Annotated in this window: 14 protein-coding genes; 8 read left to right on the top strand and 6 right to left on the bottom strand. The window is 70.3% G+C overall.

The window, feature by feature from the left end; translation table 11 throughout:
* Positions 1–179 precede the first annotated feature (179 nt).
* From OP79_RS07500 to OP79_RS07475, 6 genes are read left to right on the top strand one after another with little or no spacing between them, the layout of a single operon-like run.
* Positions 180–1202 carry an NAD(P)/FAD-dependent oxidoreductase gene (locus OP79_RS07500; protein WP_033319219.1) on the top strand — a complete coding sequence of 341 codons (1023 nt, stop codon included), beginning with the start codon at positions 180–182 and terminating at the stop codon, positions 1200–1202.
* 1 nt (position 1203) lies between these two features.
* On the top strand, positions 1204–1539 hold the full coding sequence (gene fdxA, locus OP79_RS07495) for a ferredoxin (RefSeq protein WP_033319218.1): 336 nt from the start codon (positions 1204–1206) through the stop codon (positions 1537–1539).
* Positions 1536–2336, top strand: coding sequence for a 2-keto-4-pentenoate hydratase (gene mhpD / locus OP79_RS07490; protein WP_211270755.1), 801 nt, complete (start codon positions 1536–1538; stop codon positions 2334–2336). Before fdxA ends, mhpD begins: the two co-directional genes overlap by 4 nt.
* A 2-nt stretch (positions 2337–2338) precedes the next feature.
* The gene (locus OP79_RS07485) at positions 2339–3277 is read left to right on the top strand and encodes an acetaldehyde dehydrogenase (acetylating) (RefSeq protein WP_033319376.1); all 939 of its coding nucleotides are present in this window, start codon (positions 2339–2341) and stop codon (positions 3275–3277) included.
* On the top strand, positions 3274–4311 hold the full coding sequence (dmpG, locus tag OP79_RS07480) for a 4-hydroxy-2-oxovalerate aldolase (protein WP_033319217.1): 1038 nt from the start codon (positions 3274–3276) through the stop codon (positions 4309–4311). Before OP79_RS07485 ends, dmpG begins: the two co-directional genes overlap by 4 nt.
* A complete protein-coding gene (locus OP79_RS07475; RefSeq protein WP_033319216.1) occupies positions 4308–5102 on the top strand; it encodes an alpha/beta fold hydrolase in 795 nt (264 codons plus the stop codon). Before dmpG ends, OP79_RS07475 begins: the two co-directional genes overlap by 4 nt.
* Before the next feature lie 26 nt (positions 5103–5128).
* Here OP79_RS07475 and OP79_RS07470 read toward each other — a convergent pair whose 3' ends face one another.
* Both OP79_RS07470 and OP79_RS07465 read right to left on the bottom strand, forming a co-directional pair.
* Positions 5129–6703, bottom strand: coding sequence for an AbgT family transporter (locus OP79_RS07470; protein ID WP_051744478.1), 1575 nt, complete (start codon positions 6701–6703; stop codon positions 5129–5131).
* Positions 6703–7980: a metal-dependent hydrolase family protein gene (locus tag OP79_RS07465; RefSeq protein ID WP_051744477.1), complete on the bottom strand. Its 1278-nt coding sequence runs from the start codon at positions 7978–7980 to the stop codon at positions 6703–6705. Before OP79_RS07465 ends, OP79_RS07470 begins: the two co-directional genes overlap by 1 nt.
* Positions 7981–8032: 52 nt before the next feature.
* Between OP79_RS07465 and OP79_RS07460 the strand changes: the two genes are divergently transcribed.
* Positions 8033–9178: an Lrp/AsnC family transcriptional regulator gene (locus OP79_RS07460; protein ID WP_078491661.1), complete on the top strand. Its 1146-nt coding sequence runs from the start codon at positions 8033–8035 to the stop codon at positions 9176–9178.
* On the opposite strand, the gene OP79_RS07455 is transcribed toward OP79_RS07460, so the two are convergent.
* Positions 9152–10300: an amidohydrolase family protein gene (locus OP79_RS07455; RefSeq protein WP_033319215.1), complete on the bottom strand. Its 1149-nt coding sequence runs from the start codon at positions 10298–10300 to the stop codon at positions 9152–9154. The genes OP79_RS07460 and OP79_RS07455 overlap by 27 nt on opposite strands.
* Position 10301: 1 nt before the next feature.
* Positions 10302–11705, bottom strand: coding sequence for a type I glutamate--ammonia ligase (locus tag OP79_RS07450; protein ID WP_033319214.1), 1404 nt, complete (start codon positions 11703–11705; stop codon positions 10302–10304).
* Between the two features lie 152 nt (positions 11706–11857).
* On the opposite strand from OP79_RS07450, the gene OP79_RS07445 reads away from it, so the two are divergent.
* Positions 11858–13258 (top strand): cytochrome P450, encoded by a 1401-nt coding sequence (locus OP79_RS07445; protein WP_033319213.1) that lies wholly within the window; start codon positions 11858–11860, stop codon positions 13256–13258.
* Positions 13259–13435: 177 nt separating this feature from the next.
* Here OP79_RS07445 and OP79_RS07440 read toward each other — a convergent pair whose 3' ends face one another.
* The gene (locus OP79_RS07440; RefSeq protein ID WP_051744475.1) at positions 13436–14017 is read right to left on the bottom strand and encodes a DUF1097 domain-containing protein; all 582 of its coding nucleotides are present in this window, start codon (positions 14015–14017) and stop codon (positions 13436–13438) included.
* A gap of 2 nt (positions 14018–14019) precedes the next feature.
* Positions 14020–15054, bottom strand: coding sequence for an alpha/beta fold hydrolase (locus OP79_RS07435; RefSeq protein ID WP_033319212.1), 1035 nt, complete (start codon positions 15052–15054; stop codon positions 14020–14022).
* Between the last annotated feature and the right edge of the window lie 8 nt (positions 15055–15062).

Below are 15062 nucleotides of genomic sequence, written 5' to 3'. Positions count from 1 at the left end.
GGTGCTGAGCCTGATCCCGGATCGCGGCTTTCTGTCCGTGTACATGTGCGCCCTCCCATGGCGGGAAATCGTCGGACGCCGACCATCCCAGTGCTGCCCGGGCGGGCATAAGCGAAGCGTCTTGCTCACCGGACCGAACTCATTGGGCGGGATCAGAGCCGTCCATACGCTCCCGGAGCATGAGCGTACTTTCCGACGTGCCGGTGAGCACGGACGAGTCGCGCCGGATCGAGACCGACGTCCTGATCATCGGCGCCGGGCCCGCGGGTCTCTACGGCACCTACTACGCGGGCTTTCGCGGACTGCGGGTCGCGGTCATGGACGTCCTGCCCCAGTGCGGCGGCCAGATCAGCGCCATGTACCCGGAGAAGCCCATCTTCGACATCGCCGGGTTCCCGTCCGTGCGCGGCCGCGACCTGGTGGACAACCTGGTCGCCCAGGCCGAACCGTACGAGCCTGTCTATCTGCTCGGTCATCGAGCGGTCGAGCTCTCCCATGATGCGGACGGACATCCCGTCGTACGCAGCGACCAGGGGACCACGGTCCACGCCGGAGCTGTCGTGATCACCGGGGGAGTGGGCACGTTCACCCCACGGCCCCTGCCGGCGGGCGACGCCTACCTGGGCCGTGGCCAGGTCTACTTCGTACCCAGCCCGGCCGACCACGCCGACCAGGACGTGGTGGTCGTCGGCGGCGGCGACAGCGCCTTCGACTGGGCGGCGCTGCTCGCCCCGGTCGCCCGGTCCGTCAGGCTCGTCCATCGCACCAGCCGGTTCCGGGCCCATGCCGCGACCGTGGAGAAGGTCCGCGCCCTCGGCATCGAGATCATCGTGGACTCCGAGGTGAGCGCGCTGCACGGCTCCTCGCACCTCGAACAGGCGGAGATCCGGCACCGCGTCGAAAAGACCACCCGGCTCCTCCCGGCACAGACCGTCGTCGCCGCCCTGGGCTTCACCGCCGACCTCGGCCCGCTCAAGGACTGGGGCCTGACGCTGCAAGCGCGGCGCATCGCCGTCGACACCCGGATGGCCACCAACGTCCCCCGCGTGTTCGCCGCGGGCGACATCACCGACTACCCCGGCAAGGTGCGCCTCATCGCCGTCGGCTTCGGCGAGGTCGCCACCGCCGTGAACAACGCCGCCACCGTCATCGACCCGGAGGCCCAGCTGTTCCCCGGGCACTCCACCGAGAAGGAGAACTGAGATGACGTACGTCATCGGGTCGGCCTGTGTCGACATCATGGACCGGTCCTGCGTCGAGGAGTGCCCCGTCGACTGCATCTACGAAGGCGCCCGCAAGCTCTACATCAACCCCACGGAGTGCATCGACTGCGGGGCCTGCGAGGTCGCCTGCCCCGAGCAGGCGATCACCGTCGACCGGCGCGCCGAGCCCGAACACCGCGAGGACAACAAGCAGTTCTTCGAGGTGGTGCTGCCCGGCCGGGCGGAGCCGCTGGGGGCGCCGGGTGGTGCGAGCGGGGTGGGTCCCGTCGACGCCGATTCGCCTCTGCTGTCCGGGGCGTCCGGGGCGAGCTCATGACCGCCCCCGAGGTGATCAAGGCCGCGGACACTCTGGTCGAAGCCGTCCGCACGGGTACGGCCTGCCCGCCTGTGCGTTCACTTCTCGCCGAGGGTGATGTCGAGACCGCGTACGCCGTGCAGCGGGTGAACGTCGAGCGTGGCGTGGCCGCCGGGCGGCGGGTCGTGGGCCGGAAGATCGGGCTGACGTCACCGGCCGTGCAGGCCCAACTGGGCGTGGACCAACCGGACTTCGGGGCACTGTTCGCGGACATGGCGGTCCCGGAGGGCGGCCGGGTGGCGGCTGGGCGGCTGCTGCAGCCGAAAGTGGAGGCGGAGGTTGCCCTGGTCCTGGGCGCGGATCTGCCGCACCGCGAGTGCACGGTGGCCGATGTGCTGCGGGCGACCGGCTTCGCGCTGCCCGCGCTGGAGATCGTGGACAGCCGCATCGCCGGCTGGGACATCAGCCTCGTGGACACCGTCGCGGACAACGCCTCCAGCGGCCTGTTCGTGCTCGGCGGTACGCCGGTGCCGCTGATGGGCCTGGATCTGCGCGGCGTGCGGATGACGATGACCCGCGGCGGTGAGCCGGTCTCCGAGGGGACCGGTGCCGACTGCCTGGGCGGTCCGCTGAACGCGGCGGTCTGGCTGGCCTCGACGCTGGCGGGTATGGGTGATCCGCTGCGGGCCGGGGATGTGGTGCTGACCGGGGCGCTGGGGCCGATGGTGGTCGCGGCCCCGGGCGACCGCTTTGAGGCACGTATCAGTCAACTGGGCCGGGTGGCGGTCGAGTTCGCGACGGAGGGAGACAGGTCGTGAGTATCCGTACCAAGGTGGCCGTGATCGGCTCCGGGAACATCGGCACCGACCTCATGATCAAGGTGCTGCGGCTGTCGGAGAGCCTGGAGATGGCGGCGATGGCCGGGATCGACCCGGACTCGGACGGCCTGGCGCGCGCCCGTCGCCTGAAGGTCGCCACAACCCACAAGGGCGTGGACGAGCTGGTCACCATGGACGAGTTCGCAGACGTGCGGATCGTCTTCGACGCCACCTCGGCCGGTGCCCACCGCCGCCATGACGAGGTGCTGCGCGGTCTCGGGCGCACGGTGGTCGACCTGACCCCGGCCGCCATCGGCCCGTACGTGGTGCCGCCGGTCAACGCGGACGCCCACCTGGACAGCCCGAACGTCAACATGGTCACCTGCGGCGGGCAGGCCACCATCCCGATCGTGGCCGCGGTCTCGGCCGTCACCCCCGTGCACTACGGGGAGATCGTCGCCTCCATCGCCTCCCGCTCGGCGGGACCGGGCACGCGGGCCAACATCGACGAGTTCACCGAGACCACCGCCTCCGCCATCGAGAAGGTGGGCGGCGCGGCCCGCGGCAAGGCGATCATCGTCCTCAACCCTGCCGAACCACCGCTGATCATGCGGGACACGGTGCACTGCCTCGTCTCCGAGTGCGACGAACAGGCCGTCACCGCCTCGATCGAAGCCATGGTCGGACGGGTGCAGGCGTACGTGCCCGGCTACCGCCTCAAACAGAAGGTGCAGTTCGACAAGGTCGCCGCCGATGACCCACTGCGCATGCTCGTGCCTGTCGGCACCGCACCGGTGAAGGTCTCGGTGTTCCTGGAGGTGGAGGGCGCCGCCCACTACCTGCCCGCCTACGCCGGCAACCTCGACATCATGACCTCGGCCGCGCTGCGCACCGCGGAACGCCTGGCCGCCCACCGCACCCGTGAGGTGACCGCCCGATGACCCCGGCCCTGTACCTCCAGGACGTCACCCTGCGGGACGGCATGCACGCCATCCGGCACCGCTACACCGTCGAGCAGGCCCGCACCATCGCCGCCGCCCTGGACACCGCCGGCGTCGCCGCGATCGAGATCGCGCACGGCGACGGCCTCGCGGGCTCCAGCATCACCTACGGCGTCGGCGCCCACACCGACTGGGAATGGATCGAAGCGGTCACCGACGCGGTACGGCAGGCGACTCCCACCACCTTGCTGCTGCCCGGCATCGGCACCGTCCACGACCTCAAACAAGCCCACGCGCTGGGCATCCGCTCGGTCCGTATCGCCACGCACTGCACCGAGGCCGACATCTCCGCCCAGCACATCGCCGCCGCACGGGAGTTGGGTATGGATGTGGCCGGTTTCCTGATGATGTCCCACATGGCGGAGCCCGCCGAACTGGCCCGCCAGGCGAAGCTGATGGAGTCCTACGGCGCGCACTGCGTCTACGTCACCGACTCCGGCGGCCGGCTCACCATGGACGGCGTACGTGACCGCTTCCGCGCCTACCGCGACGTCCTCGACCCGGCCACCGAACTCGGCATCCACGCCCACCACAACCTGGCCCTGGGGGTGGCCAACAGCGTGGTCGCCGTCGAGAACGGCTGCACGCGTGTCGACGCCTCGCTGGCCGGTCAGGGCGCCGGGGCCGGCAACTGCCCGCTGGAGGCGTTCATCGCGGTCGCCGACCTGATGGGCTGGCAGCACGGCTGCGACCTGTTCCCGCTGATGGACGCCGCCGACGACCTCGTACGCCCGCTCCAGGACCGCCCCGTTCGCGTCGACCGCGAAACCCTCAGCCTCGGCTACGCCGGGGTGTACTCCAGCTTCCTGCGCCACGCCGAGACCGCCGCCGCCCGCTACGGCCTCGACACCCGCGCCATCCTCGTCGAGGTCGGACGCCGAGGCATGGTCGGCGGCCAGGAAGACATGATCACCGACATCGCCCTCGACCTTGCGGCGGCGGGGGAGCGGGCAGCGAAGGCAGGTCACCGATGACGCCCACCCTCGGCAAGGGCTATGTGCCCAGCCCCTTCGGGCAGTTGCACTATGCCGAATGCGGCACGGGCGAGCCCGTACTGATGCTCCACCAGACCCCGCGCTCCTGGACCGAGTACCTCGACGTACTGCCCCTGGTCGGCGCCGAACACCGGGCGATCGCCATGGACACCCTGGGCTTCGGCGCCTCCGCGAAACCCGAGGGGCCGCACACGATCGAGCGGTTCGCGGACGCCGCCGACGCCCTGATCGAGGCGCTGGAACTGGACCGCTTCCATCTCGTCGGGCACCACACGGGCGGGGTGATCGCGGTCGAACTCGCCGCCCGCCACCAGGACCGGGTCGCGAGCCTCCTGCTGTCCGCGACCTCCTTCGTCGACGAGGAGAAACGGCGTACGGCAGCCACGCGCAAGCCCGTCGACCACGTCGACCCGAAACCCGACGGCTCGCACCTGGTGGAGCTGTGGAACCGGCGTCGCGGCTTCTACCAGGAAGGAGAGGAGGCCGCGCTCAACCGGTTCATGGTCGACGCGCTGACCGTCCTCGACCGGGTGGAGGAGGGCCATGAGGCCGTGCGGCGCTATGTGATGGACGAACGTCTGCCCCACATCACCGCCCGGACCCTCGCGGTCTGCGCCTCTGGCGACCACTACTCCCTGCCCTCCCTGGAGAAGTTCGCCGCCGCCCTCGGCTGCGAGACCCGCGTCCTGTCCGGCGGCCATGTCCCGGTCCTGGAGCAACTGCCCGAGGAACTGTCGAAGGTCGTCCTGGAATGGGTGGCGGCGGCGTAACCCGGTCACTTGAGGCCGGTACACGGTCACTTGAGGCCGATGTGCGCACCCGGCCCGAGCGGCAGGTCGAATCCGTAGAAGATTCCCAGGACCACCAGCCACAGCACCATGAACGGCACCACGAAGACGGCGAGCCGGGAGATCAGGGTGCCGAGCCTGGCCTCAGGCTCGTACTGGCGGAGCATGGCCAGGATGAGGAAGACGTACGGGTTCATCGGGGTGATGGCGCCCGTCGCGGAGTCGCCGATACGGAAGGCCGCCTGGCTGAGCGCCGGGCTCATGCCCATCAGCATGAACGCGGGGACGAAGACGGGGCCGACCAGGGACCACAGGGCCGAGCCGGAGACGATGAAGAGGTTGAGGCAGGAGGCCAGCAGAACGAACACGACGATCGCCCAGTAGCCGGTCACTCCCAGGGAGTTGAACAGCGCGGCGGCCTTCACCGCCAGCAGCACCCCGACGTTGGACCAGGTGAACAGCGCGATGACCTGCGCGGCCACGAACATCATGACGATGTAGCCGGACATGTTCTTCACCGAGTCGGTCACAGCGGTCACCGCGTCCTCGGTGCTGGTGACCTTCTTGACCGTGATGCCGTAGGTGAGTCCCGCCAGCAGGAAGGCCCCGAAGAGGACCGGGACGATGCCGCTGAGGAGCGGCGAGGGCACGAAGGCCCCGCCCTCGCCGCGCAGCGGAGCGCCGGGCGGCAGCCACAGGGCGAGGACCGCGCCGAGGTAGAGCAGGACGACCAAGCCGGTGTGGAGCAGACCTCGGCGCTGGACGGGCGTGAGGGCCAGGCTGCGCTGCTCGGGCTCGTCGGCGGAGGGCTCGTACGTGCCCAGCCGTGGCTCGAGGACGCGGCTGATCAGGAACCCGCCGAGCAGGGCGAGCACGATGCTGCTCGCGGCGGTGAAGAAGTAGTTGATCAGCAGATGGATGTCGAGTCCGTCGGCCGCCGGGAGCACCGAGGCCGCCTGCTGAGTGATCCCGACGTACAGGGCGTCGAGCGAGCCGATGGTGAAGCCGGCGGAGTACCCCGCCGTCACACAGGCGAAGCCGCCGATGAGACCCGCGACGGGATGACGTCCGGCGCTCTTGAAGACCAGAGCGGCCAGCGGCGGCAGCACGATCGCGGCGACGTCACTCATCATGTGCGCCTGGCCGGCGATGAGCGCCACCGCGTACGGCAGCACGGCGCGCGGCACCCGGGCCAGCGTGGCCCGCATCAGGGTCTCCAGCAAGCCCACCTTCTCCGCGAGCCCGACCACCATGATCAGGACCAGTACGGCACCGATCGGCGGGAAGGACACGAAGTTGGGGATCAGGTTCTCCACCAGCCAGCGCAGTCCCTCGCCGGTGAACAGTCCGGCGATCGGCTTGGTGTCGTCGGTGCCGGGGACGTCGACGGAGACATCGGCGAGGGCGAGGGTGGTGGAGACAAGGCCCAGGATCACGAAGAGCGAGGCGAAGAGGACGATCGGGTTGGGCAGGGCGTTGCCTGCCCGCTCGATCAGCGAGAGCACCCGGTCGAGGGCGCCGCGCCGCTCGGGGGCCGGGGCTTTGCTGTCCGGCGTGGGGAGGCCGGTCAATGAGGAGGACATCAGGGCTGCCTTCCGGTCGGGGCCGCTGGGAGCAGGTCCTTGCGGATCACGCCGTCCTGGACGACGCAGACGATGTTGGCGGGAGCGCCGAGGACGCCGATGTCCGTGAGCGGATCGCCGTCGCAGATGACGAGATCGGCGGTTCGGCCGGCCGTGAGCGTGCCCAACCGGTCGGCGACACCGAGGAGTTCGGCGGAGGTGCGGGTACCGGCGACGATGGCGGCCATCGGGTCCATGCCCAGGTCCACCAGATAGCTGAGCTCCATCAGGTTCACACCGTGCGGACCGACCGCGGCGTCGGTGCCCAGCGCGATCCGGGCGCCGTACTCGATGGCCCGGGCGATGTTCTCCTTGGTCAGCCCGGACCAGCGGACCTTCTTCTGGTAGTGGTAGTCCGGCATCGTGTCCTTGTTGATGCCGGCGTACACGGTGGACAGCGTCGGTACGACGAAGGTGCCGCGCTCGCCCGCCATCTCCAGGGCCCGCTCGTCCAGGCCGTAGCCGTGCTCGATGCTGGTGACACCGCCCCGGATGGCGTTGACGATGCCCGCGTTGCCCTGGGCGTGCGCGGCGACCGGCTTGCCCCCGTGCCGCCGGGCCTCGTCCACGACGGCCCGGATCTCCTCTTCGAGGAGGCCTTCGTCGTCGGGCTGGTCGTACGGGCTGCCCATGCCGCCCGTGGCGCAGATCTTCACCAGGTCGGCGCCGTCCCGCAGGACACGGCGCACGGCGAGCCGGGCCGCGTCGGCCGTGTCCGCGAGCTCCGACATGCCCGCGCTCAGATCGGTGCCGTCGGGCAGGCGTACGTCGGCATGGCCGCCGGTATGGCTGATGATCCGTACGGCCGTGTGCAGCCGAGGGCCCACGATCCGGCCGGTCTCGACGGCGGTGCGGTAGCCCGCGGACAGACCGCCCACGTCACGGGCCGTGGTGATGCCCGCGTCGAGGGTCTGCCGCATCCGCGTGGCCGTGTCCAAGGTGACCAGAACGGGGTCGAGTTCGGCGCGACGACCGGGCGGCGAGCCCTGCGCGTAGGCGAGATGGACATGGCAGTCGAAGAAGCCGGGCAGAACTGTACGGCCCCCGGCGTCGATGGTCCGCGGCGGCGTGATGTCCTCGGGCGTCGAAGCGGCGGGGCCGGCGTAGGTGATGGTTCCCTCGACGTCGATGACAACGACCGCGTCGTTCACGGGAGTTGTGCCCGTGCCGTCGATGAGCCGGGCGTTGTGGACGCGCAGAGCGGTCCTGGTGGTCTCCTGCTTCATGGCATCCGTCATGGCGGGCGGAATCACTCCTCGGGGCTGGGGAAACAAGCGAATGGAGTGTGGAATGCACAAGAAAACCCCGTGTCACAGTGCAGAATTCGGCTTCGATCCCGCTGAACCGCGCAGGAATGCGCCGCCCGCAGGAGCGCAGGATCGTGCCACCGGAGAGCTGGACGAGCTGGACCGTGCCGTCGTGCACGCGCTGCAGATCCACCCCCGGGCCTCCTGGACGCTGGTCGGCGACGTGCTCGGCGTCAACCCCGTGACCGCGGCCCGGCGTTGGCGGCGCCTGAAGGAGGCCGGTCTGGCCTGGGTGACGGCCTATCCACGGTTGTCCGACTCCCGGAACGTGGTGAGCGCGGTGGTGGAGGTCGACACGGAGCCCGGCGCGGCGCAGGACGTGGCCCGGACCCTCGCGACGGAGCCCGGCGTGGCGAACATCAAGCTCATGGCAGGCGGCCGAGACCTGGTGGCCTCGATGCAAGCCCGGGACCTGGGCGAACTCACCCGCCTCACCACGTACTTGTTCCAGACGACACCGGGCGTACGGGCCACACGTACCCATCTGTCGACGGGCGTGCCCACCGAGGGCAGCCGTTGGAGACTGCGCAGCCTGGACTCCCTCCAGTGCGCCCGGATCGAGGCGGCCCTGCCTGCGCCACCGGCCGCGGCCGAACCCACCGGATGGGACGGCCTCGACGCGCGGCTCATGGAACTGCTGGGCACCGACGGCCGGATGTCCCTGCGCGAACTGGCGGCTGCGACCGAAGCGGGCCTGACAACGGTCCGCCGCAGACTCCAGTCGCTGCTCGCCTCACGGGTGAGCCTGCGCTGCGACCTGGCCCGCCCGCTGTCCGGCTGGCCGCTGTCCGCGGTGTACTTCGCGTCCGTACCCGGCCAGTATCTGGCGGAGACCAGCCGTGTGCTGGCCGGTGTGCGGGAGGTCCGGTCGTGCGCGATCACGGCGGGACCCCACAACCTCGTCATCGACGTCTGGCTGCGTGAGCTGGCCGACGTGCACACCTTCGAGGCGCACCTCTCCCGCAGGCTGCCACGCCTGACCGTCGGCGACCGGTCCGTGGTCCTGCGCACGGTCAAGCACATGGGACGGCTGCTGGACCACGACGGCCGCTGCGTGGGCGTCGTACCGCTGCGGAACCCGCACGGCCCTGAGCCGTCCGCCTCAGGCCCGGACCTCTCCGTGGGATAGCGGGAGCCCGTACACGCGGCAGGCGTTGTCGCGCCCCATCCACGCGCTGATCCGGAGCGCGTCGGGCAGGCTGAGTTCGTCGGCGTCCACCCGGTCCTGGAGCAGCTCCGCCAGGCCGTGCCGGAAGGCTAGGGCGCCGAGCTGGTAGAACTCCGCGACTCCGTACGCGTCGGAGCTGTAGAGCAGTTTGAGGAACGGGGTGATCTCGAGCGCCTCCTCCAGGATCGTCCGGGCCCGTGCGGGGCCGACGTAATGCAGGGTGAGGCCGACGTCGAGGTACACCTGCTCGAAGACCGTCGCCAGATAGGCGGCCTGGCGCTGATAGGGCCAGCAGTGCAGGAGCAGTACTGGAATGGTGCCCGAGGTCAGGTGCAGCCAGTCGGTCAGCAGGCTCGGGTCCACCCGGTGCATCCGGATGTCGCTGTCCCCGAAGCCGGTGTGCAGCTGGAGCGGCAGCCCGAGGTCAACGGCGGTCCACAGCAAGTGCCGTACGAGGTCCGGGTCGTCCAGTCGGCCGCCGCGTGCGAGCCACCGCCGGGCCGCCTCGGTGACCTCCGGGTCCGAGGGACGAACCGGGTCCAGGTCGAATCCGGTGCGGTAGGCGGCCACCGACTTCACCGCGACGACGCCCGGCCGCCGTACGGCATCCCACGCCGCCGCCCGGAAGACGTCCGCGTACGCGTCCGGCTCAACTCCCTTCGCCGCCACGGCCTCGGCGACGTTCTCCAGCCGTACGACCTCGTACGCGGCTCCGCCCGCGACCTCGGCCAGCTCCCGCGGCGTGGTGAGACGATCGGGGGCGTATCCGGTGTCCACACAGAAGACGTCCGTGCCCGCGGCGGCGAGGAAGCGCCGGTTGACCTCGCGCCCGCCCAGTTCGGCCCGCCGGGCGAGGTACTCCTCGGCCGGCGCGTGACGAGGCAGGTCCAGCAGGGGAGCGCAGTGGCGGCGGACCGCCACGCCCACGGGGCTATCGAACGGTGAGATCCCGGGCCACGCCCCGCCCTCGGTGATCAGCGACTCGAAGCCCTCGCGGTCAAGGTAGGCGGCGGTGACACCATGGCAGTGGTGGTCCACCAACCGCAGCGCGGCGAGCGCCTCTTGGACGGGTCCCGGGCTCAAGTCAATACTTCCAGCGGTACGCCGCCGCCACCTGCCCGTCGTCCAGCCCGGCCACGGCCGCGATCTCGCCCAGGCGCACGGCGATCACGGCGTCGGCCAGGACCGGTCCGAGCGCGGCGCGCAGCAGCTCGTCCTTGCGGAACTCCTCGACGGCCTCGTCCAGCGATGTCGGCAGGCGGCGTACGCCCCGGGTCGCCGCCTCCTCGGCGCCGAACCGCGCGGGATCTCCGGTGATCTCGTCGGGCAGGGCCGCGGACGACTCCAGGCCGTCGAGTCCGGCGGCGACGAGGCAGCCGAGCGCGATATACGGGTTGGCGGCGAGATCGACGGGCTTCACCTCCAGGTTCGCCGCCTGGTCGCGATGGCCCGCCGTGCCGGTGATGACGCGCACCGCGGATTCGCGGGTCTCGCGGCCCCAGGCGGTGAACACCCCGGCCCACTGTGAGGGTTTGAGCCGCAGATGGCTGGCCGGGCTCGGCGCGGTCACGGCCGTCAGCGCCGGCAGATGCGCGAGCAGCCCGGCGGCGAACGACTCCGCCTCGGCCGTCATGCCGTACCGGCCCTTGCCGCCGGAGTGCAGGTTTCTCCCCTCGCGCCAGGCGGAGAGATGGACATGGCCGCCGTTGCCGACGCCCTCGGCGAAGACGGCCGGGGCGAACGAGACCCTGAGGCCGTGCCGCTGTGACACCGCCCGGATGGTCTGCCGCACCAGCACGCTCCGGTCGGCCGCGGCCACCGGGTCGAGCGCGCCCACCGAGATCTCGAACTGACCGGCCGCGTACTCGGGATGGAGCTGGTCGACATCCACACCCTGGGCGGCCAGCGCGGCCAGCAACTCGGCGGTGCAGTCGCTCAGTTCGACCTGTCGGGCGGCGCCGTAGGCCGGGCCCGAGACCGCGGGCACGAAGTCGTCGCCGGGGGCCGATCCCTGTCCGACCGCCCACTCGATCTCGATGCCCGCCTTGAACGAGATCCCGTATCGCTCGGCGGCATCGACGACGATCCGGCGCAGAAAGGTGCGACCGCACCCCGGATGCCGCTCGCCTTCCTGGGTGACCCGGTCCACCGGGACCCATGCCCAGCCGGGCTGCCCGGACAGGACGACCAGGTGATCGAGGTCGGGGTAGAGACGAAGATCGCCGTCCGGTGAGCCGAGTACGTCGGTGGAGACGATGGAGTCGTTCGCCAGAAACGTGTCGAACACCGGCGACATACCGACACCCCACTGGGCGGCCGAGGCGAGCTTGGCCGTCGGAATCGTCTTCACCCGGCCGATGCCCGCGGTGTCGACGTAGGCCAGGACGATGCCGTGCACGCCCCGCCCGGTCAGCTCCGCGCTCAGGGCGGTGGCCCGCTCGACATCGCCCGGGCGCCCGCCGGGGACGGGATCGGCAAGGGTGGTCATACGTCCTCCTCGGCGAGGTTGATCCGATCCTCACGTAGGTACCGCACCCGGACAACTCCCCCTGGCCGACCTGAGGTATGGTCTCCCACCGGTCAGTAACAAAACCGAACGGTTGCTCGCCGTTACGGAGAGTGTCGGAGGGCCGCAACACAATGGAATCCCAGTTTGGCGACAGCGGATCCGTGGACCTGGACGACACACGGCTCGAGGCGTTGAACCCGCAGCCCCTGCTGACCCGGGACTACGAGACGCGCCCCGCCCTCGTCTACGAACGGCTGAGACAGCAGCACGGTCCCGTCGCGCCCGTCGATCTGCTCGGTGTGCCCGCCTGGCTGGTGCTGGGATACCGCGAGTCCCTCCAGGTGCTCCAGGACGACGACGCCTGGCCGAAGGGGCTGGAGAACTGGCGGGCCCGCTCCGAGGGCAGGGTTCCCGCCGACTGGCCGCTCGGACCGTCCCTCGAGGTCAACCACGTACTGATCCAGGGCGGTTCGGGATACCGGACGCTGCGGATCGCGTGGGACGCGGCGCTCAAGCCGTTCCAGGACCCGCGCCACCCGCAGGCGAAGCGCCTCAGGACGGCCGTCACCGCGTACGCCGACGAACTGATCACCCTCATCGCCCAGGGCGGCAGCACGGGTGTCGCGGACCTGTCCGCGCAGTTCTCGCGACCGCTGCCGCTGATGGTGGCCAGCCATCTGCTGGGCTTCCCCGGCTCGCAGGGCGACGACGCCCTGATGGACATGTGGCGCGTACTGGACGCGGGCCCGGACGCCGAACCCGCCCTGGAGCGGCTGCTGGAGACGCTGGCCGAACTCGCGGCGGCGAAGCTCAAGGAACCGGGGGACGACTTCCCGTCGTACCTGCTGGCCGCGCACCCGGATCTCTCGCTCGACGAACTGGCCCGCGAGCTGTTCATGCTGCTCGGCATGACGTCCGACCACGTCGGCATCCTCGTCTCCAACACCGTGGTCGAAGTCGTCTCGGGCGAGGGCGGTGTACGGGCCAGCCTGTCCGCCGGGATGGTCAGGGAGGCCATGAACCGGGCGGTCATGCGCAAGCCGCCGCTGGTGAATTTCGTACCGCGGTTCGCCGCCAAGGACACCCCGATCGGGAACTACACGATCCACGCGGGCGACCCGGTGTGGGTCTCCTCGGCCGCCGCGCACGCCGACCCTCTCTTCGCCGAGCACGTGGAGGGGAGCACCACGATCAGCACCCGGGCCCACCTTTCATGGGGCGCAGGGCGGCGCCAGTGCCCGGCCCGAGAGCTGGCCTCGACCGTGGCGGCGGTGGGCGTGAGCCGCCTGTTCGAGCGGTTCTCCGACCTCGATCTCGCCCTCCCGGCCGACCAACTCCCTTGGCGCTCCTCCCCGTTCATGCGTGGCCTGCGCTCCCTGCCCGTACGGTACGAACTCGCCTCACCGGCCGAGCAACCGGCGGCGGCCACTCCCGAACCGGAGACGGCCGGAGCGGTGGTGCCGGACCCGTCCGCCCGGCAGCGCTCATCGCTCTGGCGGTACCTGACAGGGCTGATCCGCGCGGGTCGTTGATTCCCCGAGCCGGATCACGCCCTTACGCGCGGCGCATCTCCAGTACGACCTTGCCCCAGGCGTGCCCGGACTCGACACGGCGCCTTCGCCACTCGGCCTCGGTTCGGTCGGCTCGCCGATGAGATCGATGAGGGGGGCCCGCCAATCGCTCAGCGCAGCTCATGGCGGGCCCCGTGCTCAGGCGCGTGCTTCGCTGGCCGAAGGTGTCACCTCCCCGGTTTCGCGTACGTCGGGCTCGGGTGCCGTGGCTGGTGGGGCGAACATCAGCCGCAGTCCGAGAGTGGCCGCGAGCGGGCCGAGGGCGCACATCGCGGCGGCGCTGACGAAGGCGGCGCCCAGATTCCCCGCGTCATAGCCGAATCCGCCGAAGTACGTGGCGAAGGTCGACGCGAAGCCGAAGAACATCGCTGGGATGAGAGCGAACGGCTTCAGCCGACCGGTTGCCAGCAGGGTGCCGTTGACGAAGAAGATCACCACGCCCAGCGCCAGGGTCTGGGCGAACGACCCGGTGCCGAACATCGTGCCCGTCTCCCGGTTGAGCAGGACGGCCACCACCGCGAACCCCGCCCCTGTCGTGGTGGCGGTGATCATGGAGATGGCGTTGGCGATGCTCGGGCCGCCCTGCATGAACGTTCCAGCCCAGGTGATGAAGATCGCCCAGGTCGGCATGTTGAGCGGGCTCATCAGCAGGAAGACGGTGGCGAAGGCGATGATCGAGGCGCTGACCTCGTGCGGCAGTCTGATGCGTCCGTTGCTCATGGCTACGCCAATCCGCCCGGCTTGGCCAGCAGTTCCTTGATGCCCGTGTCGATGAACTCGGTGTCCTTGGGGCTGCTGCCGCCGCCGGCGAAGTGGCCCCAGATGCCGGGGATCACGCGGAGTTCGGCGCCCGGTATGTGGCTGACGGCCCAGGCCTCGTCCTCCGGCGGGAAGTAGAGGTCCTTCTCGGCGGGCATGTCGAGCGTGGTCGCCTTGATGGAGGCCAGCGCGGCCTCGGTGTTCCCGTCGAAGCCGGGGGTGAGTCCGACGTCGCCGTTCTGCCAGGTCCAGAGCATGGTGAGCAGGTTGTTGGGGTCGCGGCCGTCGAGGAAGAAGCCCTCCCAGAAGCCGACGAGGAAGTCCTCCAGGGAGGTGTAGCCGAGCTTTTCGTACTCCTTCTCCCAGTAGAACGCCTGCGAGAAGCCCCATCCCGCGTACACCCGGGCGAGCGCGCGCAGTCCGGTGGTCGGCCACTTGTTCTCGTCGTACCAGCCGCCGTTGTAGATCGCGTCGGCGGTCAGCGCGGCCTTGACGCCCTCCAGGAAGACCTTGTTGTGGAGGCTGGTGCGCGGGGAGCCGCAGAAGGGGGCGATCCGCTCGACCATCTCCGGGTAGCTGACGGCCCATTGGAAGGTCTGCCCGGCGCCCATCGACCAGCCGGTCACGAGTTGGAGCTTCTCGATGCCGAACTCCTCGGTGACCAGCTTGTGCTGGGCCTCGATCTGGTCGTACACCGTGATGTCGGGGAAGCGGGCGCGGTCGTACGGCGGCGGGGTGTTGCTCGGCGAGGTGGAGAGGCCGTTGCCGAGCATGTTCGGGACGATGATGAAGTACTCGGCCGGGTCCAGGGCCATGCCGGGGCCGATGAGCCACTCGTTGTCCCAGTGGCGGCCGGAGTACCAGGTCGGGTAGACGATCACGTTGGACTTGTCCGCGTTGAGTTCGCCGTACGTGGTGTAGGCGAGGTGCGCGCCGCGCAGTGTGGCGCCGCTCTGGGTGGTGAAGTCGCCCAGCTGGAAGGTGAGATGGTCACTCATGGGGCTGC

Source organism: Streptomyces yerevanensis, from assembly GCF_000716805.1.
Lineage (GTDB): Bacteria > Actinomycetota > Actinomycetes > Streptomycetales > Streptomycetaceae > Streptomyces > Streptomyces flaveus.
The sequence above is the reverse complement of the archived record's forward strand: the minus strand, read 5'-3'. Positions and strand labels throughout refer to the sequence as shown.

Excerpts from the sequence above, each read along its gene's own strand:
- OP79_RS07460 (WP_078491661.1), top strand. The coding sequence starts at position 8,033 with ATGCACAAGAAAACCCCGTGTCACAGTGCAGAATTCGGCTTCGATCCC.
- OP79_RS07475 (WP_033319216.1), top strand. The coding sequence starts at position 4,308 with ATGACGCCCACCCTCGGCAAGGGCTATGTGCCCAGCCCCTTCGGGCAG.
- OP79_RS07435 (WP_033319212.1), bottom strand. The coding sequence starts at position 15,054 with ATGAGTGACCATCTCACCTTCCAGCTGGGCGACTTCACCACCCAGAGC.
- dmpG (WP_033319217.1), top strand. The coding sequence starts at position 3,274 with ATGACCCCGGCCCTGTACCTCCAGGACGTCACCCTGCGGGACGGCATG.
- OP79_RS07470 (WP_051744478.1), bottom strand. The coding sequence starts at position 6,703 with ATGTCCTCCTCATTGACCGGCCTCCCCACGCCGGACAGCAAAGCCCCG.
- OP79_RS07445 (WP_033319213.1), top strand. The coding sequence starts at position 11,858 with ATGGAATCCCAGTTTGGCGACAGCGGATCCGTGGACCTGGACGACACA.
- OP79_RS07500 (WP_033319219.1), top strand. The coding sequence starts at position 180 with ATGAGCGTACTTTCCGACGTGCCGGTGAGCACGGACGAGTCGCGCCGG.
- OP79_RS07440 (WP_051744475.1), bottom strand. The coding sequence starts at position 14,017 with ATGAGCAACGGACGCATCAGACTGCCGCACGAGGTCAGCGCCTCGATC.
- OP79_RS07465 (WP_051744477.1), bottom strand. The coding sequence starts at position 7,980 with ATGACGGATGCCATGAAGCAGGAGACCACCAGGACCGCTCTGCGCGTC.
- mhpD (WP_211270755.1), top strand. The coding sequence starts at position 1,536 with ATGACCGCCCCCGAGGTGATCAAGGCCGCGGACACTCTGGTCGAAGCC.
- OP79_RS07450 (WP_033319214.1), bottom strand. The coding sequence starts at position 11,705 with ATGACCACCCTTGCCGATCCCGTCCCCGGCGGGCGCCCGGGCGATGTC.
- fdxA (WP_033319218.1), top strand. The coding sequence starts at position 1,204 with ATGACGTACGTCATCGGGTCGGCCTGTGTCGACATCATGGACCGGTCC.